Origin of the sequence: Serratia sp. 22278 (genome assembly GCF_052045405.1) — a bacterium.
GTDB classification, from domain to species: Bacteria; Pseudomonadota; Gammaproteobacteria; order Enterobacterales; family Enterobacteriaceae; genus Serratia; species Serratia marcescens.
Genome location: NZ_JBQEOW010000002.1, coordinates 475,678 through 497,023, shown reverse-complemented (window position 1 = coordinate 497,023; position 21,346 = coordinate 475,678). Strand labels below are relative to the sequence as shown.

Genomic DNA, 21,346 nt, shown 5'->3' with positions numbered 1-21,346 from the left:
GGTCAACCGTCAGCCGCAAGCTCAGTACCTACCATGTGGTGAGCGCTACCCTTCTCCAGGTATTGGCCGCCGTGCAAATATAAAAGAACGTGGAGTCTGCCGACCATTGGCCTATTTTACCGGGCGCAACGGCCGAAGCGGGGACAGCAACTCTGACACCTACAGGATCTCCGTTCACGTTCGCTGAATCATAAATATTCAACACTTTTATGTGGCCGGAGGAGAATTGGTTATTCGGCCCACCAATAGGATAAGCGCCGTTACCGGCCGGATAGATGCCATTATCCGCAACCGTTAACTGCTTGGTGTACAACCCGCTCCATTTAAATGAGGGTTGTCCTAAGGCGGTCGCGATATCCTTCTGCGGCGAAAAATCCGCCGGGGAGATGGATACGCCGCTGCTGGTCGTATTGTTATTAGCGCCAAGCGTAAACTTAGGTGAAAAACTAATTAAAGAAGCCCCGTCCTGAGCCAACCTGACGCCCGGTTCAAACCCCTGAAGGTTATTGCCTGGAGAAATGCCGCCAAAATAATGGTAGCTGATACTCCCTCCTTTGGCGGCATAGAACAGGTTATCGGAGCCGTCCTTGATACCATGGAAAATGGCCGGATAAGCGCCATGGCTGGCCCTGTCCGCCAAGGACCACGGAAGTTGCCTAGGAGCCATATCGGCGATTGCCGCGTTGGCGAATCTTGTCGTATTGCTCAGCATGTTATCAAACACAAATGCCGCCGCGATGCCGTTTACCGGTTCTGCAGCCACATTGTAAGTGGTATTACCCACGTTATAGAAACCGCCCCGACATTCAAAGGTGCTTCCATCACTCTGAAGAATGGTTTCACCTTCGCAAGTAAACTGCCCCAGGATGTTATCGGTGTTGGTTCGGGTGAGTTTGATCGCCGTAGCGCCGACGCCGCCGAACAGGTGGATATAGCAGAAACCGTTGTACCACGTTACGCTGTTGGCGTTTCCTCTCAACTCCAGCCCCACGCCGGCATCCGTATTTGTGCCACCATCGCCCGGGTTGCCGGAGACCTTGATCTGACATTGAATTTCATGGAACCCCACGCCGTGGAAGGAGCTATCCCCGCCATTGCTTTCCATCAAGATGTTCGACAAGCCACGGTGGAACCGGCAAGAGTGAAAACTGACGAACTCGGTAAACGCGCCGGCATAGCCGTTCAACAGGTGTAAGTTCACAAAAAACTTCATAATCAGCAATCTTTCATGCCGCATGAAACAGGAACCATTGATCCGATAGCCGGTGCCCGTATATAACGCGCCCTTGGCCGGCGTAATCGTCACATCGCTGATATATCTGTTGGTATGGATCCCGGAACCGCCTTTCGACTCAAAACATGCATGATCATTAGACGTCGGCTTAAAGAAGAATTTCGTACTAATCCAATTTTCACCCTCTATCGCAATGCCTTTATCTCCGGTGTAGTTTTCTCCCCCTAAATTTAAGGTATCTGTAATGTAATAGTTGCCGGCAGGAACATAGAGCTTCTTGCAGCCTTGGCTAATCGCATAAGCTATAGCCTGTTTAAACGCCTGCGTATCATCCGTACCAACGCCAGCTGTATCATTCCAATCGCCCTTCGCGCCGAACATCTGAGGGGTAATGTGGGGCACGCCTTCATTCGGGAAGGAATACTGAATGAGTTGATTGCCCGTTACCCCTGCAATCGTAGAGAGAATCGGTTTAAAAGCGCAATCCCAGGCGTTCTTGCCAATGAGGGTCGTTTCGTCAAATGCCCCGCCTAACTCCAGCGCCCGAGCAGGCGCAGCAAGCTTAATCACATTCCCTTCAATAATGGCGTTTTTCCCATTCAAAAAGCGGATATAGCCAAAATCAGAGTCCGTTACCCGGTTGCCGGAAAACACCGTACGGTCGCCATAGAGCTTGATCCATACCTGGCTGCTGGTCCATCCGGAGTTGGTTATCTTGTTGCCGGTCATCACGCAGCTATTGGCGAACAGAGCGACCTTACAGTTATTGATAATATTGCCTGAGAGGGTCGCCTCCGTTGCGGCAATGCCATTGAAGGCCGACGTCGTGGAGTTACCACAGTAATTTAAAAAGTTATCTGCGATAACGGACTCCGCGACAGAAATATCGTTATTGCCGTGATAGTCGATGCCATTCTCAACGGTATCTTCAACGTGATTCCCAATAATTCGTGAATTATTCGTAGGGATTTTGGTGGGGTTATTTACTAAGGAATAGTCGATCTGAATGCCGAACCTTTCAATCGTTTTGATATAGTTATTAGAGATATTAATGTCACTGATTCCACCCAGCGAGATGCCATAGCTGGTATTAACAATATGGTTATTGGCAACGGTCAGGTTAGTGAATGAATGAGGCGTGCCGGTCACTTCATTATTCAATGTCACCCCACCCCCTCTTTGCGTATGCCCGGCCCCAGCGGGTTTAGCGGGTTTATGTCCATCATGAATATGATTGTTCACAATCAAGATGTCATAAGCATCTCGGTTCACGCCCGTTTTCAGCAAGATCCCGTCACCCTGGTGATTCGTCAGCTCGTTATTCTGGATCGTAATATGGCGGCCGCCACGAACTGCGATAGGTTCCTCTCCCAAATCTTTAAGTAAATTGTTCTCAAGGGTAACTGACGTACAGTCAGAAAGGCCCAAAGCATCAGTATGCATACTGATGACACAATTTCTCACGGTGAAGTGTTCACAACGGGTGAAAGCCATGCCGGTACACGCGCGAGTGGCATACCACCAAATAGGATCTGCATCTTTCTGAGTCACCTTTCTCGTGATCCTCAGATCTTCCACGATGAAATTCGACTGTTCAACGGTATTAAAAATGTTGATTTGAGGCGTATCGTCATCCAAGTGAATTTCACCACCGCCATAAATATGGCAGTTGCTAGGGATCTGCAGAGGCTGCCAAGCCGAACCCAACGTCAACCGATAGACATTCGCCATTCTGACCTGGCGTTTTTTCATCGAGTTAGCGGCGTCAATCGCCACTTTAGCGAACATGGCGCTGACGGCATCTCGATCGTCAGCCAGGCCATCGCCTACGGCGCCGAACTGTTCAGGGGTATATTCAGCGAATTCGCCGCCGTCATTGACCTGAGCGGCGTTAAACTGCGGATCTTCTTTTGACATTTGAGCCATTGAACTACTCCTCTGGATTTTACGTTTCAATCGACATTGAATTGAACGAACCATGAGAAAGTAACCGGACGGGCGGCACGCCCACCATCAATGGCGGATGGCTGAGGGCCAGTACAACAACGGCGGGCGGGAGAGGGGCAATAAAAAAGGCGCAACCTTGCGATTGCGCCTGATGTTCGGTGAACGCTACGCGTTACTCGCCGCGAACGCGCTGCGCCAGCCCTTTGAGGAAGTAGCGCAGCATCTGATCGCCGCACGGGCGGTAGTTCTTGGTGCCCTCTTTGCGGAACAGCGCGCTCAGCTCCGGCTTGGAGATGCGGAAGTCCACCGCGGTGAAGATCTGGTGCATGTCGGTGTCTTTCAGCTCGAACGCCACGCGCAGCTTTTTCAGCACCAGGTTGTTGGTGATTGGCAGCTCAACCGCCGGCGCCGGGAACTTGTCGTCCTTGCCGCGTTTGAAGAACACCAGGCCGTTGAGGAAGTGCGCCATCACTTCGTCCGGGCACTTCTCGTAGCCCGGCTCGCCTTCTTTGATCACGTAAGCGTCCATCGCCGACACCGCCACCTCGAAATCGTCCAGTTTGATAATCTCGACCATTTTGGCGTTGTTAATGCTCAGCATATAGCGCACGCTGCGCAGCACGTCGTTGTTCATCATGGGATTGCATTGCCTTATTTGTCTAACGGGGACGTGCGCATTGTAAAAAAATGCCCCATACCCAAAATAATTGGAGTTGCATCGCGGCGGCAAATTTGTAAGCCCCGGAGCATAGTTAACTATGTGACCGGGGCGCGCAAATGCAGCCAACAAAGAGGCAGCTCCAAGTATGACGGGTATGGCCGCACACCTTGAATGTGCGGCAGTATAGGGATCGGCAAGGGGTTTCTCAATCGATTTGGCTTTTTTGCTGATATAGCGGGATGTCTTCGCCGATGATGTACTTGTTGCGCAGCATTGACGAGACCTTGTCCATGATCATCACCACCACCACCAGGATCAGAGTGATGAACATCACCACGTCCCAGTTCCACAGCCGCATGTTCTCCGCGTACACCAGGCCGATGCCGCCGGCGCCGACGAAGCCCAGCACCGCCGCAGAGCGGGTGTTGGACTCGATCTGATACAGGCTGAGCGCCAGGAAGGTGGGGAACGACTGGGTGAAAATGCCGTAGCGGTGCTTCTGCAACCCGTTGGCGCCCACCGCCGTCAGGCCGCGGCTGGGGGACTTGTCCACCGCCTCATGGCCTTCGGCGTACAGTTTGCCCAACAGCCCGACGTCCTGCATCACGATAGCCAACACCCCGGCGAGCGGCCCCATGCCGACGGCGCGCACGAAGATCAGCCCCCAGATCGCCATGTCGATGCCGCGCAGCACGTCCAGCAAGCGGCGCACCAGCACCGAAATCGGCCGCAGCAGCGGCGTCGACATCACGTTGCGCGCGGCGAAGAACGACAGCGGCAGCGCGATCAGCGACGCGGTGATGGTGCCGGCGAACACGATGGCGATGGTGATGCCGATCTGCTGGAAGTAGTACATGAACGGCCAGTTGGCGAAGTCGTGCCAGACGAACATGCGCAGGAAATAGCGCCCCAGCTGCTGGCAGCCGTTGATAAACTGCGGCCAGCTAATGCCGAAGACCAGGAAGAAGAACACGTAGTACAGCACGATCGCCAAGGCGATCAGGCCGACGGTGCGCAGGTAGCGCCCCTGCTGCGCGAAGATCGCCGGATGCTGCTGTTTTAGCTGGCGCAGCGTTTCCGCCGACGCCGGAGTGCCCGCTGTCATTTTGCCCCCTCCACCACGCGCTTGCGCAGCTCGCCCGACACGTAGTCGAGCACGGAAACCACCACGATGATCAGCAGCAGCGTCATGCTGACCTGATCGTAACGGTCGAGTTTAATGTTGGTCATCAGCTCCTGGCCGATGCCGCCCGCCCCCACCAGCCCCAAAATGGTCGACTGACGGAAGTTGATCTCCAGCCGCATGAAGCTGTAGGAGAGAAACACCGGCTTCACCTGCGGCCACAGGCCAAAGCGCATGCGCTGCAGCGGCGTAGCGCCGCAGGCCGCCAGCCCACGCACCGGTTTGTTGGAGGCGGTTTCGATCGATTCGTAGAACAGCTTGGTCAGGCTGCCGATGGTGTGCAGCGCCAGCGCCAGGAAGCCGGGAATGGCGCCGATGCCGAACGCCATCACGAACATCACCGCCCACGCCAGCTCCGGCATGGTGCGCAAGAACGCCACCAGCGTGCGGATCGCCAGCCGCACCGAGGCGGGGGTATAGGTATTGCCGGCGGCCAGAAACGCCAGCACGGTCGCCACCAGCACCGAGAAAATGGTCGCCGCCAGCGCCAGCTGCAGGGTCTCCCAGATCAGCGGCAGCTGGATATTCAGGCGATAGCCCCAGTAGGCCAGCGAGCCTTCGGTGCGCCCGTCGGCGAACAGCAGGTTCCAGTGCAACGTTGGAACGGTTTCGGCCAGATAGTCGAAGAAGTGCGGAATAGACACCCAGACGGTGTGCAGGTTGAACTCGGCGAGGTTGCCGGCGCCCAGGTACAGCACCACCAGCCCGAGCGACCACAGCAGCGCTTCGCGTTTTTGCTTGCTGCGGATCCGTTGGTAATAGTGTGCGAAATCGGTATTCAAAGCAGGTCTTCCATCTTGATGGAACAAGGGGTTCAGCACGCTGAACCCCTTCATTCGGACGGCCGAGGCAGCCGGGAATTAACGGTCGCCTTTGGTCAGCTCGCGCTTCATATCGATGATGGTCTGGTATTCCGCCAGGGTAGTGTCGCCGATGTGCTGTTTGCCGCCCATCGCTTTGATAAAGCACGCGTGATCGTCTTTATCCAGCTTCTTGATGGCGGTGACCACTTTGGCCTTGAAGTCGGCCGGCAGCGAGTTGCTCACCAGGATCGGGCCGTTCGGGATCAGCGGCGACTGCCAAATGATGCGGATCTGCTTCATCAGGTCCGGGTGATCCATGCGGATCATGCGGGTGAACGCGCCGCTGGTGTAGCCGGTGTTGTAGTCGCCAATCATCGACGCCCAGGTCACCGCGCCTTCGAACTGGCCGTTCAGCACGCCGAGGATGTCCTGCTCGTGGCCGCCGGAGAAGGTGACGCTGGAGAAGGTGTTGTTGTATTTATTGTCGACCGTGCCGCCGAACAGCTTTTTAAACGCCTGGTTCGGGATCAGGAAGCCGGAGGTCGAATCCGGATCGGCGAAGCCGATGGCCTTGCCTTTCAAGTCTTCCAGTTTCTGGTACGGGCTGCCGGCCTTCACCACCACCACCGAGTGGTAGCCGCGCGACTGGTCAACGTCGTCGACCGCGATGCCGACGATGTCCACCGCTTTCGGATCCTTGATGTAGACCGAGGCGAACGACGACGGCGACATGCTCAGCACCAGGTCAATCTTGCCGCCCAGCAGGCCCTGGATCACGCCGGAATAGTCGGACGAGTTGCGCAGCTTGGTATCGACGTTCAGCTCTTTATCCAGGAACTGCTTCACGCACTGGTTATCGCCGATCTGCTGGGTGGCGTTCTGGCCGCCGAGAATGCCCAGGTTCAGCTCTTTCGGCGCATCCGCTGCGGCAGCATTAAATACCATCATCGCGCCGGCCATCAGGGTGGTCAGACTCAATACTTTTTTCATCAGGTGTGCCTTGTGTGTAAAGGGTAAAGGTCAAAAGTGCTTCAATGGATCTGATTGGCTTCTTCGCCATACAGCTGGTGCAGGATCCGTTCGTTCAGTTGCGAAGGATGCCCGTCAAACACGATCTTCCCGTGGGCGATGCCGATCACCCGCGAGCAATACTCTTTCACCAGTTCGACCGAGTGCAGGTTCACCATCACCGCGATGCCGTCTTCGCTGATTTTCTGCAGCGCGTCCATGATGCGGCGGGTGTTTTTCGGATCGAGCGACGCCACCGGCTCATCGGCCAGCAGGATTTGCGGGTTTTGCATCAGCGCGCGGCAGATAGCGACGCGCTGCATCTGACCGCCGGAAAGGTGCTCGGCGCGCTGCAGCGCGTGCGGCAGCATGTTGAGCCACTGCAACAGCTCGATGGCGCGAGCGCGGTCGGCGTCATCGAACAGTTTGAAGAAGGATTTCAGGGTGGAGGTGTGGCTCAGGCGGCCCAGCAACACGTTGGTCATCACGTCCAGCCGCGGCACCAGGCAGAAGTCCTGGAAGATCATGCCGCAGCGCGCGCGCCACTGGCGCATCTGGCGGCCGGCAAGCTGGGCGATATCCTGCGCCACGCCATCGTCTTCGAAGTGCAGCATCTCACCGCAGCTGGAAGGAATGGTGCCGTTGAGGGTATGCAACAGCGTGGACTTGCCCGCGCCGGAGCGGCCGATCACCGCCACGAATTCGCCGGCGTGCAGATCGAAATTGATGTCATCCAGCACGCGCTGCTGCGCTTTGTAAGCTTTGCCGAGCCCCTTTACCGATAACACTTTGCGGGATGCGGCGGCGTGCTGCCCTGGGAACTCGTGCTGCGCCAATTTTAACAGTGCCTGAGCCATATGATTTCTCTGGTTTCAGTGGCTAATCATTATGGGCACCTATTAACGGATAAGTTTATGACAGTGGGATGATGGTTTTATGGCCGGGGCGTGACGCGTGCCGCCCCCCGGTGTACGCCTCACGCCAGGGTGAAGAAGTCCAGCCCCAGCGCCGCCTTGACCTGCTGCAGCGTCCGCTGGCTGACCTGATGCGCGCGGCGGGTGCCGTGCTGCAGGATGCGCGTCAGCTCGCCTTTATCGGCGATGAATTCGGCGCGGCGGGTGCGGATCGGTTCGAGCAGGCTCTGCAGACAATCCTCCAGCAGCCGTTTGATCTTCACGTCCCCCAACCCGCCGCGGCGGTAGTGCGCCTTCAGTTCCGCCACCAGCGCGGCGTCTTCGCAAAAGGCGTCCAGATAGGTGAACACCATGTTGCCCTCCACCCGGCCGGGATCGCTGACGTTGAGATGGCCGGGATCGGTGAACATGCTCATCACCGCCTTGTGCACCTCGTCGGCGCCGGCGCCAAGCGGGATGGCGTTGCCGCGCGATTTCGACATTTTGCCCTGCCCGTCCAGCCCCGGCAGACGCCCGACGTTGCTTAACAGCGGCTGGCACTCCGTTAATATCGGTTGGCCGACGATGTGGTTGAAGCGCCGCACGATCTCGTTGGTTTGCTCCAGCATCGGCAGTTGATCCTCGCCGACCGGCACGTGGGTGGCGCCGAAGGCGGTGATGTCCGCCGCCTGGCTGACCGGATAGATCAGAAAACCGGCCGGCAGGCTGCGGGCGAAATCCTTCTCGGCGATTTCGCTTTTCACCGTCGGGTTGCGTTCCAGCCGCGCCACGCTGACCAGGTTGAGGTAGTACATCGTCAGCTCGGCCAACGCCGGCAGCGCCGACTGCAGGCAGATCGTGGTCTTGTGCGGATCGATGCCAACCGCCAGATAGTCGGCCACGACGTTGAGCACGTTGGCGCTGATTTTTTGCGGGTTGTTGCCGTTGTCGGTCAGGCCCTGCAGATCCGCCACCATCACCGTTTGGTTATGCTGGTGCTGCAGTGCGACGCGCTGGCGCAGCGAGCCGACGAAGTGGCCTAAATGCAGTGGGCCGGTGGCGCGATCGCCGGTAAGAATGGTGTAGCTCATGGCAGTGCTCCTGAAGGTCTGTAGACCGCCGGATCAACGCCACAAAAAATAATGCCGCCAAACCGGCGGCATTAAAAAGAGATGTGAATACTCGTGCCGCCTCAGAAGAGGCGCCACCATGACTGATTGTGGGTGGAGTGCATCAATATATTCATGCCATCAAGGTATACCCGCCGCGGCAGCGCGTCAATAGCCCACCGCCGGCGCGTAAGACGGCGTTACACTCCGGCATTTGCGTTCCTGGCCTGGCGCGCTAGGGTAAAACCTTCAACCTGAAAAAGGAGCGCATGATGAAGATCGGATTTGCCGGACTGGGTGGGATGGGCAGCGCCATGGCGGCCAACCTGTTGCAGGCGGGCTTCGCCTTAACGGTATGGAACCGCTCGCCGCAGGCGGCGCAGCCGCTGGTGAGCGCCGGCGCGCGGCAGGTCGAACGGCCGGAACAGTTGGCCGATGCCGACGTGCTGATCACCATGCTGGCCGACGATGCCGCCACGCAGCAGGTGGTGGTGGACAGCGGATTGCTGCAACGGATGAAACCGGGCGCGCTGCATATCAATATGGCGACTATCTCGGTCGAACTCGCCAAACGTTTGACGACGCTGCATGAGGAGCACGGCATCGGTTATCTCGCCGCGCCGGTGCTGGGACGGGTCGATGTGGCCGCCGCCGGCAAACTGAATATTCTGGCGGCCGGCGATAGCGAGCGGCTGAAGCAAGCGCAGCCGCTGTTCGATGCCCTCGGCCAGAAAACCTGGCACTTCGGCGCCGATCCGGCGCAGGCCAACGTGGTCAAAATCGCCACCAACTTTACGCTGGCCAGCGCCATTGAAGCAATGGCGGAAGGCAGCGCGCTGGTGCGCAACTATGGCGTGTCCGGCGCCGACTACCTGCAGATGCTGAGCGGCACCGTCTTCGCCGCCCCGGCCTATCAGGGCTATGGCGCGCTGATCGCCGCCGAGAAGTATTCACCCGCCGGATTCCGCCTGGCGCTGGGGCTGAAGGACGTCGGGCTGGCGCTGGCCGCCGGCGCCGACAGCCATACGCCGATGCCGTTCGCCGGGGTGCTGAAAGACAATTTCCTCGACGCGATGGCGCAGGGGGATGCGGATCTGGACTGGGCGGCGCTGGCCAAGGTGGCGGCGCGGCGGGCGGGCCTGAAATAACGAACGGGGGCGTTAGCCCCCGTTTTCCGTACTCAGAACACGATGTCCGCCGCGGGCACGGCGCGGATCGGCACGCCGAAGCTGTCGATATTCGATAACGTCTCGTTATGGTGGGTGCGGATCAGCAAACCGTCGGCATAGGATTTGTCGTGGCAGGTGTGCGCATCCGCCGCCAGCGTCACCGGATAGCCGCGCGCCGCGGCGCTGCGCACCGTGGTATCGATGCAAAACGGCGTGGAGTAGCCGCAAACCACCAGCTGCGATACGCCGTTGGCGATCAGCAACGCGCCGAGCGAGGTGCGCAGGAACGAGTCCGGCGTGGTTTTATCCACCCGATGGTCGCCCGGCGCCACCTTCAGCGCCGCGAGCACTTGCCAGGCGGTGCTGCCGTGCGGCAGTTCGTCGTCCGGCGTGTGGTGCTGAATCACGATCACCGGCACGCCCGCCCGGCGGGCGCGCTCGCTCAACTGATTGATGCGCGCAACGGTGCCCGCGGCATCCGCCGGCGGCGGCGTAAACAACCCTTCCTGCAAATCGATAATCAACAGCGCGGTGGTCATGGCGGCTCCCGAAGAGAAGATAAATGGCGTCAGCACACCGGCTGGCGCGGGCGGAAAATGTGGTCAACGCCCTGCTCGCGCAGCCGGTTCACCAGATCGTGCCCGCCGTTCGGCGTGGCGTGCGCCAGCTGACGCTCGGCGGTAAACACCGGGCTGGCCCAAAACAGGTTCACCGGGTCGCCGTACTGCTGCGGCAACGCCAGGTGCGCGTGATGCGGATAGAAGGACGACGATAAAATATAGCCTTCGTAGCCCAACGGCGCCACGTCGGACTCCAGCGTGTGCCCTTCGCCGATCCAGGTCAACCGCGCCCACGGCGCGTGCGCGAAACCGGCCAGCGCGCTGGCCATCTGCACCGCGTTGTCTTCGGTCATGTATTGGCTGTCGATGGCGATCGCCATCTCCATGCGGCGATAGCGCGAAGCCTCGTCGTTGAACAGGATCTCCACCCACGGCATCGGCCGGATGCTGACCCCCATGGTGAGGAAGTAATAGATGCCGTCGCGCTCGTGCTGAGTGATGGCCATCGGCGGCCACTTGCCCTGATCGATGGCGTAATATTTTACCGAAGGGCCGAAATGCTGCTCATAGCGCGCCTGAAAATCGCGCTGCATCTTCGGCCACGGATTGCCCTCTTCACGCTGCCAGCTGCGCCAAAACTGCCGGGTGCTTTCCGCCTGCGCATATTGCGTGTTGGTCGAGGCCGAACCGAGCGGATAGGCCAGTGGGCTCTCCTTGATGCAGCTGGCCGAATAGCACACCGAATGGTCGATATACAGGCTCCAGCCGGGGATCACCGCCAGCAGTTGGCCGTAATACCACAGGGCCGCGCCGTCGTCGCTTTCGCTCCACACCACCATCAGCCCTTCCGGGTTCAGCGGCGCTTCCCCTTCCAGGTTGCGGCAAAACTCCGCCGCCAGCATCGGCGGCTGCCCTTGTTCCAACGCGGCGCGATCCTCCTGCAGCGGCGCGGCGGCCAGGTTGCGCAGCCAGCAGGCGCGCACCTGATAGCGATCGCTGTAGGCTTCGGCGGGATAGATGTAAAAATAGGCTGCCCGGTGATCTTGCTGAACCACCGCGACCAGCGTCTGGTTCTCATTGCTGACTTCAGCAAGTACGTATGACTCGTTCATATCACCTCAATAGGGTCAGGGCGCGGCAGAATCGGCTGCGCGCCAAAAATGGAATGTGGCTTTGCCCCAAGTGTAAAACGCATTACTGGCCGGATCACCCGTAAAAGTCTCAAAAACGGCCGTAAACGAAGATAAACAAAGGCTAATTATAGCGGCTGCGGCTCATGACGGCCGAGTGATGCGCCGCACCGCGCGCTGATAGGAACCGTTGCGCATCGACGCGCCCAGCACCTTGCCCAAACCGGCGGCGCCCGTTCGCACCAGCCGCCGCCGCAGCGCGCCCGGATGAAAACCGAACTGCCGCTGCGCCCAGTCGGGCAACAGATCGATGCCCGCCTGCATCACCACCCCGCCGAGCGGGCGCGCCAACGCGCTCGGCGCCGGCGCCTTCAGCAGAATGCGCGCCACCTCTTGGGTGCGTTCATCGCACACCAGCTGCGGCCGCATCGCCTGCAGGTATTCTTCGACCTCCGCGCAGGACTGAGGTATTTCAGTGGCTCCCAGCGCGGCGGCCACGCGCGCCGCTTCACGATAGTATTGATCCTGCAAATCGCGGGAAAGATGGGGGTTACGGTAGCGCAGGTGGCTGGCCAGAAAGCGGCTGCTCTCCGCCACGTGCACCCAGGTCAGCAGCGCCGGATCGCTGGCGGCATAAGGCGTGCCGTCGCCGCCGACGCCGGTTACCCGCAGATGGATGGCTTTGACTTTGGCGATCAGCCGCTCCGCCTCGGCGGTCGGGCCGAAGGTGGTGACCGACACGAACTGGCTGGTGCGGCGCAGGCGGCCGATCATATCGTCGCGAAAATTGGAGTGATCCCATACGCCGGCCAGCGCCAGCGGGTGCAGCATTTGCAGCAGCAAGGCGCTGACGCCGCCGCACAGCATCGGCGTGAAATCGCGATGTACCTGCCAGATGACAGACTGCGGGCCGAACAGCCCCGGATCGCCGGGCGGATTCTCAAAATCGACGCCGCCGAGCGCCAGCCCGGTCAGGCTGAGCACCTGTTTCTCTATCGCTGCGCGTACCGCTTCCATCCTGCCGCCCTCTTGCTCATTCAGCGGCCAGTGTAACACGCGGCGAGCGCCTCATTGCGCCCTGCGGCGGTTGAAAGCATTAACTTACTGAATTACAGTTGTTATACCGCTTGCAACAAAGCGGGCCTATTCGATCCACTGCAGAGGCGCTTTGCAGGGCGTTAACCCACGTTAATTCGGCACTAACCCCACAAAACCTCTATCTAGTTTCTTTTCCTTCAACTTAGATAGCAGAGAGTTCGATGATTACCATCAGAGCACGCGCGGCGGAAGACAACGCGCAATTGGCAGATATCTGGCTGCGTTCGGTGCGCGCCACCCACCATTTTTTAACCGAAGACAACATCACGCAGCTGTTCCCGTTGGTGCTGAACGACTACCTGCCGGCGGTCAACGTTTGGGTGGCCGAAGAACGCCCGGGGCATCCCTGCGGCTTTATCGGCCTGAACGGCAACAAGGTGGAGATGTTGTTTATCGACGCGGATCAGCGCGGCAAAGGGGTGGGCAAAGCGCTGCTGACCCACGCGGAAACGCTGCACGATGAGCTGCAGCTGGACGTGAACGAGCAAAATCCGCAGGCCAGCGGCTTCTACCGCCACTACGGGTTTGTCATCACCGGCCGCTCGCCGCTCGACGGCCAGGGCAACCCGTTCCCGCTGCTGCACATGAAGCTGGAAAAACGCTAGCCCTCCGCCGGCCGCCCTGCGGCCGGTTTCTTCCCCCGCCTCCCCCGCTGCTTTATATATCAAATCAGAATAAGTAATAGATTTTACATTCTTCCTGTCACTATAAACCCTCGGTAGGATTGCCCGGTATTCACCCGCAACAGAGGTTCCGTCAGCCGAAAAGCCGAACGATCTCTGTCCGGCGCACCGCGCTCTGGACGGAATGCTGTGATGTATCGATAAGGATCCGCTTCGCTATGATCGTTCTTTCGAACGTTTGCAAAACTTTTGACAGCACACAGGGCCGCGTCGTGGCGGTAGACAACGTCAGCCTGGCGGTAGAGGCCGGGCAAATTTACGGCATCATCGGCTACAGCGGCGCCGGCAAAAGCACCCTCATCCGCCTGCTCAACGGCCTGGAAACGCCCACCAGCGGCCGCATTGACGTGGGCGGTTTTGATATCGCCCGCGCCAAAGGCAGCCATCTGCGCCAGGCGCGCCTGAAAATCAGCATGGTGTTTCAGCACTTCAACCTGCTGTGGTCGCGCACCGTCAGCCAGAACATCGCGTTTTCCATGCAGATCGCCGGCGTGCCCAAGGCGCAGATTGCGCCGCGCGTGGCGGAACTGATCGCGCTGGTCGGCCTGCAGGGGCGCGAAAACGCCTACCCGTCGCAGCTCAGCGGCGGTCAAAAGCAGCGCGTCGGCATCGCCCGCGCGCTGGCCAATAACCCGAGCGTGCTGCTGTGCGACGAGGCCACCTCGGCGCTCGATCCGCAGACCACCGACGCCATTCTCGACCTGCTGTTGGACATCAACCGTCAGCTGAAATTGACCATCGTGCTAATCACCCACGAGATGCACGTGGTGCGCAAAATCTGCCACCGCGTGGCGGTGATGGAAAACGGCCGCATCGTCGAAGAAGGCCCGGTGCTTGACGTGTTCACCCGGCCGCAGCAGCCGATCACCCGACAGTTCGTCAAACAGGTGTCGCAGTATGCGGACACCGAAGAGAGCTTCAACCCGCAGCTCACCGCCCACCTGCCGGGGGCGATTTTCAAGCTGACCTTCGTCGGCGTGCAAACCCATCAGGCGGTGATCTCTGAAGTGATCCGGCGCTACGCCCTGACCATCAACATTCTGCACGGCAAGATCAGCCACACCCTCAACGGTTCGTTCGGCGAACTGTACATCCACGCCGAAGGCAACGAACAACAAGTCGCCGACATGCTCAACCTGCTGAACGAAAGAAACATCGCCGTCGAGGTTATCCAACATGATTGAATCCCTGTTCCCCCACCTGCGTCTGGACCAACTGTGGGACGCCACCTGGGAAACGCTGTACATGACCGGCATCGCCGGTTTGGCCACGCTGGTGCTGGGCATCGTGCTCGGCGTGCTGCTGTTTTTAACCTCGAAGGGCCAGCTGTTGCAGAACCGGGCGGTCTACTCGCTGATCTCCGTGTTGGTCAACGTCTTCCGCTCCATTCCGTTCATCATTCTGATCGTGCTGCTGATCCCGTTCACCAAGTCGCTTATCGGCACCATTCTCGGCGCAGATGCGGCCCTGCCGGCGCTGATCGTCGGCGCGGCGCCGTTCTATGCCCGGCTGGTGGAGATCGCGCTGCGCGAGGTCGACAAAGGAGTGATCGAAGCGGCGCGCTCGATGGGCGCCAAAAACCGCACCCTGATTTTCCGCGTATTGCTGCCGGAAAGCTCGCCGGCGCTGGTTTCCGGCATCACCGTCACCCTGATCGCGCTGGTGAGCTACACCGCGATGGCCGGGGTGATCGGCGCCGGCGGACTGGGCAACCTGGCCTATCTGGAAGGCTTCCAACGCAACCACAGTGACGTGACGCTGGTGGCGACGCTGACGATCCTGCTGATCGTTTTCGTCATTCAGTTCATTGGCGACACCCTGACAAGAACGCTCGATAAACGTTAATTAACCAAGGAAAACGATGATGAAAAAGCACCTACTGATGCTGGCTTTCGCCTCCGTCGCCACTCTGGCTTCTTTTGGCGCCGCCGCGGCGACCAAGCTGGTGGTCGGCGCCTCCAACGTGCCGCACGCCGAGATCCTCGAACAGGCTAAACCGATACTGGCGAAGGAAGGCATCGATCTGCAAATCAAGCGCTTCCAGGACTACATCCTGCCGAACACTGCGCTGGCCAGCCATGACATTGACGCCAACTATTTCCAGCACGTGCCTTACCTGAACTCGGTGCTGAAAGACCACGCCGACGACAAGAGCTACGACTTCGTCAGCGCCGGCGCGATCCATATTGAGCCTATCGGTATCTACTCGAAGAAGTACAAGAGCCTGAAAGATCTGCCGGAAAACGGCAAAATCATCATGCGCGACGCGGTGGCGGAAGAAGGCCGCATCCTGTCTATTTTTGAACGGGAAGGCGTGATCAAGCTGAAGCCGGGGGTGAGCAAAGTGGACGCGCGCATCACCGACGTGGTGGAAAACCCGAAACACCTGAAGTTCCAGGCCAACGTTGAAGGCGCGCTGCTGCCGCAGATGTATAACAACAACGAAGGCGACGCGGTGGTGATCAACGCCAACTACGCCATCGACGCCGGGCTGAATCCGACCAAGGATCCGATCGCGGTCGAAAGCGGCGAAAACAACCCGTACGCCAACATCATCACCGTGCACAAAGCCGACGTGAACAAGCCGGAGATCGTGGCGCTGGTCAAAGTGCTGCACTCCAAACCGATTCAGGACTTTATCCGCGAGAAGTACCAGGGCGCGGTGATCCCGGTCAATCAGTAATGGGTTAGACGGCCCGGTAAAAGCCGGGCCGGTTGTCACACCTTATTGCCAATCTGGCTGAGCCGCGGCCACACCAGCATCAACGCCTCCAGTAACCGCAGCAGATCGCCGCGGCTTGCCCCTTCGCGCGCCTGCACCGACATGCCTTCAATGGTGCAAATGACGTACTTCGCCAGCAGCGCGGTGTCAGTCTTCGCCAGCAGTTCACCCTGCTGCACCTTGCGATCGAAGCAGGCTTTCAGCGCCGCTTCCTGGGCATGATGTTTTTTGCGCAGCATCTGGGCGACGTCGTCGGACGCGGACGACAGCGCGGCGGAGGCGCACACCATAAAACAACCTGACGGCGTATCGGGGTCGGTAAACACTTCGACGGAAGAACGCACGTAGGCCTCGACGATCTCGGCCACCGGCAACGCCTGTTCCAACAGTTGGTTGGTGCAGGTGGTGTATTTTTGCAAATAGCGTTCCACCGCCGCGCGGAACATCCCTTCCTTGTTGCCGAATTCCGCATACAGCGTCGGCGCCTTGGCGCCGGTCACTTCCACCAGATCGGCCAGCGAGGTGGCTTCATAACCGTGCCGCCAGAACAGATCGAGCGCGCTTTCCAGCGCCCGATCGCGATCAAATTGTTTCGGTCTGCCGCGGCTTTTCTTGCCGCAGACCGCTTCATTGATGCTCATCGTTCCTCTCCTATCCCGCTCCACGGCAGGGTTAGCACAAATAACTTAACGATCATTATAAAAAAATATTGCGCGCTCGTCGAGAACCGATTAGCATTTAGTTATCGATCGTTAAGATAATTTAGCGAAGCGGATTCAACCCCTCTATTCACCGTTATCGGAAAGGAATTAACATTATGAAAAACTTAAAATTAACCTTAGCAGCCCTCACTCTGGCCAGCGTTTCCTTCGGCAGCTTCGCCGCTGATTTGGTTCAGAACCAACCGGCTGACCAGCAGAAAGTGGGCGTCATTACCGTCAGCGGCGCATCCGATCTGACCTCGCTGGAAAACAGCCTGGCCGCCAAAGCCGATCAGGCCGGTGCAAAATCCTTCCGCATCATCGGCGCCGGCGGTAACAACCAGCTGCACGGAACCGCAGAAATCTATCAATAACAAGGTATTAAACCAGCGGATCGCGATAATTTCGGCTCCCGACGCCAGGGTATAAAAAAAAATTAATTAATGAGCATTAAAAAAATACTTGCAATCCGTCAAACCGGCATCTAACATTAAATTATCGATCGTTAATTAATTTAACGACCTTACAAAACAAACATCGTAAAGAACAAAGATAGGAAATAAGACCATGAAAAACCTGAAAATGACCATCGCAGCCATCGCACTGGCCTCCGTCTCTTTCGGCGGCTTCGCCGCCGATCTGGTTAACGCGCAACCCGCCGACCTGCAAAAAGCCGGCGTCGTCACCGTCAGCGGCGCGTCCGACCTGAGCAGCCTGGAAAACAAACTGGCGGCCAAAGCCGACGCGGCGGGCGCCAAATCTTTCCAGATCATCGCCACCACCGGTGACAACAAACTGCACGGCACCGCGATCATCTACAATTAATCGCCGGATCGGCAATCGTGCAAAAGGGCGGCTCAGGCCGCCTTTTGTTTGCTTTAACGCCAACGTTCTGTTGTAAGCTGTAGCGACCTTTTCCCGCTGAGCCGAGCAACGCCATGACTCCCCTGCTGTTCCACAAATATCACGGTCTGGGCAACGACTACCTGGTCTGCCACCGTTCGGTCGCCGAACGTCTGAGCCAGGAACAGATCCGCCTGCTGTGCCACCCGCATTACGGCATCGGTTCCGACGGCCTGCTGATCGACAGCGGCGACGCCGTCAATCCCACCCTGCGCATCATCAACCCGGACGGCTCCGAAGCGGAGAAAAGCGGCAACGGTCTGCGTATCTACGCGCGCTATCTGTTCGACAGCAAGCGCGTGGCGCATCAGCCGTTTCTGGTGCACACTGCCGGCGGCGACGTGCGTTGCCAGGTGGCGGAAGACGCGCATCAGATAACCGTGGAGATGGGGCGCGCCAATTTCAGCCCGGCGGCGCTGCCGGCGTTGATCGATCTGCCGGAGGCGCTGAACTATCCGCTGCCCCTGAGGGAGGCGACGTTAAGCGTTTCGCTGGTGTCGATGGGCAATCCGCACTGCGTGGTGCCGGTGGAAAAACTGGATCTGGCGCAGGTGCATCGGCTCGGACCGCAGATTGAACGCCATCCGCTGTTCCCGAAACGCACCAATGTACAACTGGTGGAAGTGGTCGATCGCCAGACGCTGCGCATCGGCATCTGGGAGCGCGGCGCCGGCTTTACCCTCGCCTCCGGCAGCAGCAGCTGCGCCGCCGCCAGCGTGATGCGCAAGTTGGGACGAGTCGACGATCGGGTTAGCGTGCGGATGCCGGGCGGCGAACTGCAGATCGCCTTCAGCGGCGATTTTCAGGTCAGCATGCGCGGACCGGTGCATAAAATCGCCACCCTGACGCTGGACGAAGATTGTTTTGCCGGCGGCGCGGAGCTGTTTACGGGATCCACCCCAGCAGCCTGAACCACAGATAATCCAACGGCACCAGCAGCGCAAAGCTGAGTGCAGCCAACAGCAGGCACAGCTTCAACCCTTCACGCGCGGGCACTTTGCCCATCCCCATCGCCACCACGATCGGCGAAGCCTGATACGGCAGCAGCGGCGTGGCATAGCCGATCACCTGGGTCATCAGCACCGTCAGCAGCGGCAGGCCGCTGCCCGCGGACAACGCCTGCGCCAGCGGAGTAAACAGCGCCGGCACGCCGTTGGCGGTCACCACGAAATTCAGCAACGCGGTGATCCCCACCAGCGAACCGAACGCAGCGAACGGTTTGCCATGCAGATCCGGCATCATCGCCAGCAGCGCACCGCCCAGCCGATCGCCGAGACCGGAGTGGCTGACCAGCGCGGTCAGCCCCAGGATCCCCGCCACGTAGATACAGGTGCGCACGTTAACCCCGGCGGCGAACTGCTCGCCGTTGAGAAAACCGATGCGCGGCAACAGGCAGAAGCAGGCCGCCGCCAACCCGATCCAGGCGGGGGCGATGCCGTGCCAGCTGTCGGTCATCCACAGCAGCACCGTAATGCCCAACAGTGCGATCAGCCGCCACTCGGCGGTGCTGAGCGGGGTTTGTGCCGCCTCGGCCGCCACCGGCTGCGGCCGCGCGCGGAACAGGCCGCAGATGCACAGCGTCAGCAGCGCGCCTTTGGCGATCCCGAGCACCGGGGCGTGCAACAACAGGTAAGAAAGATAAGCGAAGTGGCTGCCGTAGGCGCTTTCCGCCGCGCCGCTCATCACCAGATTGGGCACGTTGGCCGGCAGGATGCTGGCGGAGAGCTGGAAGGTGCCGAACCCCACCGCCAGCGCCAAACCGAAGCGGCCGCGCGAGCCTTCCGCCAGGCCGGCGCGATTGGCCAACGCCATGACGATCGGCATCAGCAGCGTAATTCGCCCCATGTTGGAGGGCATGACAAACGCCAACGCGTAGCTTATCGCCACCACGCCGCCCACCAGGCGGGGCCAGGAACCGGCCAGATGCGGCAAGAGTCGGTTGGCCAGGCGATCCGCCAAACCGGTGCTGCGGATGGCGGTGCCCAACACGAAGCCGCTGAGCACCAGCCAAAATGCGGAGGACGCGAAACCGGAAAAGGTCACCGCGGCGGGCGCCAGCTGCAATACCATCACCGCCGCAAAGAACAGCAGCGCGACCAAATACTCCGGCAGGCGGGCGCTGGCCCATAGCGCGATGACCACCAGCGTGACCAGCGCGGACAGCGCCATCGGATCCCCCAACATAGTTTCCTCCCTGATAAAACGTTGTGATTGTTATCAAACGGTTAACAGGGTGACACAAGGCGCGGGCGTTAACCTTGAAACCGCTCACATATCGTCGTTCTGCAGATTTTTCAGCATGCACACATTGCAGCCGTGGTGGCCGGTATTGCCGCGCCGTTCCGTCAACAGCGTGAACCCCAGCGCGTAGTACAACCCGATCGCCTCTTTCAACTGTTCGGTGGTTTCCAGGTAGCAGTAGCGATACCCCGCCGCCCGCGCCGCCTTCAGCGCCTGCACCACCATATGGCGCGCCATGCCCAGCCCGCGCGCGCCGGGTTTGAAAAACAGTTTTTGCAACTCGCAATAGCCGGGCTCTTCGCCGGCCAGCGGCGCCATGCCGACGCCCCCCACCACCTGCCCGCCGCGCTCCAGCACCCAGTAGTGGCCGCCGTTGTCGCGATACAGACCGGTCAGCCGATCGAGATCCGGATCGTGCAGGCTGACCCCTTCCATTTTGTCCATGCCGTACTCGCGAAACACGTCGCGAATGATCGCCGCCATCGCCGCATCGTCGCGCTCGACGATCGGCCGCACCCGCAGGTTGGCGTCGCGCTGTTTGCGCGCGCTGCGCAGCGCCGCGGTCATCTTTTTCATCGCCGCGGTAGTGCTCGCCAGCTCATCGTCGTCCAACTGCGCCAGCGCCGCCTGCATAAAACCGTCGGCGTCGCTCTCGATGCCGGCCAGCGTCTTGCCGCCCTGTTTACTCAACCGATGCAGGTTGTGCCGCTTGTCATCAGGATGATCCACCGTTTCTATCACGCCGGCGGCCACCAGGCTGCGCAGCGCCCGGCTGGCGCTGGCCTTGTCGATGCAAAGCCGGGCCGCCAGCTCGGTGACGCCCAGCGGCTGCTCGCTGACTTCGATCATCAGATGGATCTGCAGTGGCGAAAAGCGCGAGCCGTTGCTCTGCTTGTTCAACATGCCGAATTCTCTGACCAAACTGCGCGCCAATGCTCTGAAATCCCTGATGTTCACAATTGATATCCCCAATTAACTACCGATAAAAAATGAGATTTAGTTGATAGTGTTACCTAATTCTCACTACCTTAACGGATCATCAAGCCGCCATGAACCCCGGTATAACAGAGGAGCTGATGCAAAACGTTACATTACCCAATACAGTAAACTGATTAATTCAAAAAAATCAGAATAAAAATTCATTAATTTAATGTTTATAAAACAATAAACCAGTTAAAAAACATACAATCGTGAAAAAATCTGCGGTTAAGAGAAGAAATCGATATCAATCCATTGCATTACAATAGGTTACAACAATGTTAATAGCGGCATTAATGCCGATATCTTGTTGTAATTTGTTA

Annotated in this window: 21 protein-coding genes; 8 read left to right on the top strand and 13 right to left on the bottom strand. The window is 59.0% G+C overall.

From position 1 onward, the window contains the following. Window positions 1–28: 28 nt before the first annotated feature. The 7 genes from ACTJJ6_RS07055 to trpS form a co-directional block, all read right to left on the bottom strand. On the bottom strand, window positions 29–3,160 hold the full coding sequence (locus tag ACTJJ6_RS07055; RefSeq protein ID WP_143778724.1) for a right-handed parallel beta-helix repeat-containing protein: 3,132 nt from the start codon (window positions 3,158–3,160) through the stop codon (window positions 29–31). 193 nt (window positions 3,161–3,353) lie between these two features. Further along, the gene (locus ACTJJ6_RS07050; RefSeq protein ID WP_004939471.1) at window positions 3,354–3,818 is read right to left on the bottom strand and encodes a DUF1456 family protein; all 465 of its coding nucleotides are present in this window, start codon (window positions 3,816–3,818) and stop codon (window positions 3,354–3,356) included. Between the two features lie 229 nt (window positions 3,819–4,047). Then, entirely contained in the window at window positions 4,048–4,947 is a 900-nt protein-coding gene (phnE, locus tag ACTJJ6_RS07045; RefSeq protein ID WP_033642327.1) for a phosphonate ABC transporter, permease protein PhnE, read from the bottom strand. Further along, window positions 4,944–5,807 carry a phosphonate ABC transporter, permease protein PhnE gene (gene phnE, locus ACTJJ6_RS07040; protein WP_016928590.1) on the bottom strand — a complete coding sequence of 288 codons (864 nt, stop codon included), beginning with the start codon at window positions 5,805–5,807 and terminating at the stop codon, window positions 4,944–4,946. Before phnE (ACTJJ6_RS07040) ends, phnE (ACTJJ6_RS07045) begins: the two co-directional genes overlap by 4 nt. A gap of 78 nt (window positions 5,808–5,885) precedes the next feature. Then, window positions 5,886–6,818: a phosphonate ABC transporter substrate-binding protein gene (gene phnD / locus ACTJJ6_RS07035; protein WP_004939482.1), complete on the bottom strand. Its 933-nt coding sequence runs from the start codon at window positions 6,816–6,818 to the stop codon at window positions 5,886–5,888. A 41-nt stretch (window positions 6,819–6,859) separates the two neighbouring features. Continuing rightward, entirely contained in the window at window positions 6,860–7,693 is an 834-nt protein-coding gene (gene phnC / locus ACTJJ6_RS07030) for a phosphonate ABC transporter ATP-binding protein (protein WP_004939485.1), read from the bottom strand. Between the two features lie 119 nt (window positions 7,694–7,812). Next, complete coding sequence (gene trpS / locus ACTJJ6_RS07025; protein WP_079450942.1) at window positions 7,813–8,820, bottom strand: tryptophan--tRNA ligase; 1,008 nt, start codon at window positions 8,818–8,820, stop codon at window positions 7,813–7,815. 290 nt (window positions 8,821–9,110) lie between these two features. Here trpS and ACTJJ6_RS07020 point away from each other — a divergent pair, with 290 nt between their 5' ends. Next, window positions 9,111–9,986: an NAD(P)-dependent oxidoreductase gene (locus ACTJJ6_RS07020; protein WP_049299492.1), complete on the top strand. Its 876-nt coding sequence runs from the start codon at window positions 9,111–9,113 to the stop codon at window positions 9,984–9,986. Window positions 9,987–10,018: 32 nt separating this feature from the next. On the opposite strand, the gene ACTJJ6_RS07015 is transcribed toward ACTJJ6_RS07020, so the two are convergent. The 3 genes from ACTJJ6_RS07015 to ACTJJ6_RS07005 form a co-directional block, all read right to left on the bottom strand. Then, window positions 10,019–10,546 carry a cysteine hydrolase family protein gene (locus tag ACTJJ6_RS07015; RefSeq protein WP_049299491.1) on the bottom strand — a complete coding sequence of 176 codons (528 nt, stop codon included), beginning with the start codon at window positions 10,544–10,546 and terminating at the stop codon, window positions 10,019–10,021. 29 nt (window positions 10,547–10,575) lie between these two features. Continuing rightward, a complete protein-coding gene (locus ACTJJ6_RS07010; protein WP_016928594.1) occupies window positions 10,576–11,679 on the bottom strand; it encodes a suppressor of fused domain protein in 1,104 nt (367 codons plus the stop codon). 162 nt (window positions 11,680–11,841) lie between these two features. Continuing rightward, window positions 11,842–12,714, bottom strand: a complete 873-nt coding sequence (locus ACTJJ6_RS07005) for an oxygenase MpaB family protein (RefSeq protein WP_049299490.1) — start codon at window positions 12,712–12,714, stop codon at window positions 11,842–11,844. A gap of 242 nt (window positions 12,715–12,956) precedes the next feature. Here ACTJJ6_RS07005 and ACTJJ6_RS07000 point away from each other — a divergent pair, with 242 nt between their 5' ends. The 4 genes from ACTJJ6_RS07000 (at window position 12,957) to ACTJJ6_RS06985 (ending at window position 16,161) form a co-directional block, all read left to right on the top strand. Next, window positions 12,957–13,400, top strand: a complete 444-nt coding sequence (locus ACTJJ6_RS07000; RefSeq protein WP_049299489.1) for an acetyltransferase — start codon at window positions 12,957–12,959, stop codon at window positions 13,398–13,400. 236 nt (window positions 13,401–13,636) lie between these two features. Further along, window positions 13,637–14,662, top strand: a complete 1,026-nt coding sequence (locus ACTJJ6_RS06995; RefSeq protein WP_143778721.1) for a methionine ABC transporter ATP-binding protein — start codon at window positions 13,637–13,639, stop codon at window positions 14,660–14,662. Continuing rightward, the gene (locus ACTJJ6_RS06990; protein WP_004939505.1) at window positions 14,655–15,323 is read left to right on the top strand and encodes a methionine ABC transporter permease; all 669 of its coding nucleotides are present in this window, start codon (window positions 14,655–14,657) and stop codon (window positions 15,321–15,323) included. Before ACTJJ6_RS06995 ends, ACTJJ6_RS06990 begins: the two co-directional genes overlap by 8 nt. A gap of 19 nt (window positions 15,324–15,342) precedes the next feature. After that, entirely contained in the window at window positions 15,343–16,161 is an 819-nt protein-coding gene (locus ACTJJ6_RS06985) for a MetQ/NlpA family ABC transporter substrate-binding protein (protein ID WP_004939506.1), read from the top strand. A 35-nt stretch (window positions 16,162–16,196) separates the two neighbouring features. On the opposite strand, the gene ACTJJ6_RS06980 is transcribed toward ACTJJ6_RS06985, so the two are convergent. Beyond that, a complete protein-coding gene (locus ACTJJ6_RS06980; protein WP_016928599.1) occupies window positions 16,197–16,841 on the bottom strand; it encodes a TetR/AcrR family transcriptional regulator in 645 nt (214 codons plus the stop codon). 176 nt (window positions 16,842–17,017) lie between these two features. Between ACTJJ6_RS06980 and bhsA (ACTJJ6_RS06975) the strand changes: the two genes are divergently transcribed. The 3 genes from bhsA (ACTJJ6_RS06975) to dapF all read left to right on the top strand — a co-directional run bounded on the left by bhsA (ACTJJ6_RS06975) (window position 17,018) and on the right by dapF (window position 18,715). Continuing rightward, a complete protein-coding gene (gene bhsA, locus ACTJJ6_RS06975) occupies window positions 17,018–17,275 on the top strand; it encodes a multiple stress resistance protein BhsA (protein WP_016928600.1) in 258 nt (85 codons plus the stop codon). Window positions 17,276–17,468: 193 nt separating this feature from the next. Then, window positions 17,469–17,726, top strand: a complete 258-nt coding sequence (gene bhsA, locus ACTJJ6_RS06970) for a multiple stress resistance protein BhsA (protein WP_440801559.1) — start codon at window positions 17,469–17,471, stop codon at window positions 17,724–17,726. Window positions 17,727–17,839: 113 nt separating this feature from the next. Beyond that, on the top strand, window positions 17,840–18,715 hold the full coding sequence (dapF, locus tag ACTJJ6_RS06965) for a diaminopimelate epimerase (RefSeq protein ID WP_016928602.1): 876 nt from the start codon (window positions 17,840–17,842) through the stop codon (window positions 18,713–18,715). On the opposite strand, the gene ACTJJ6_RS06960 is transcribed toward dapF, so the two are convergent. Both ACTJJ6_RS06960 and ACTJJ6_RS06955 read right to left on the bottom strand, forming a co-directional pair. Continuing rightward, a complete protein-coding gene (locus ACTJJ6_RS06960) occupies window positions 18,690–19,988 on the bottom strand; it encodes an SLC13 family permease (protein ID WP_049299487.1) in 1,299 nt (432 codons plus the stop codon). The two genes, dapF and ACTJJ6_RS06960, sit on opposite strands and share 26 nt — an antisense overlap. An 84-nt stretch (window positions 19,989–20,072) precedes the next feature. Then, window positions 20,073–20,978, bottom strand: coding sequence for a bifunctional helix-turn-helix transcriptional regulator/GNAT family N-acetyltransferase (locus ACTJJ6_RS06955; RefSeq protein WP_016928604.1), 906 nt, complete (start codon window positions 20,976–20,978; stop codon window positions 20,073–20,075). Between the last annotated feature and the right edge of the window lie 368 nt (window positions 20,979–21,346).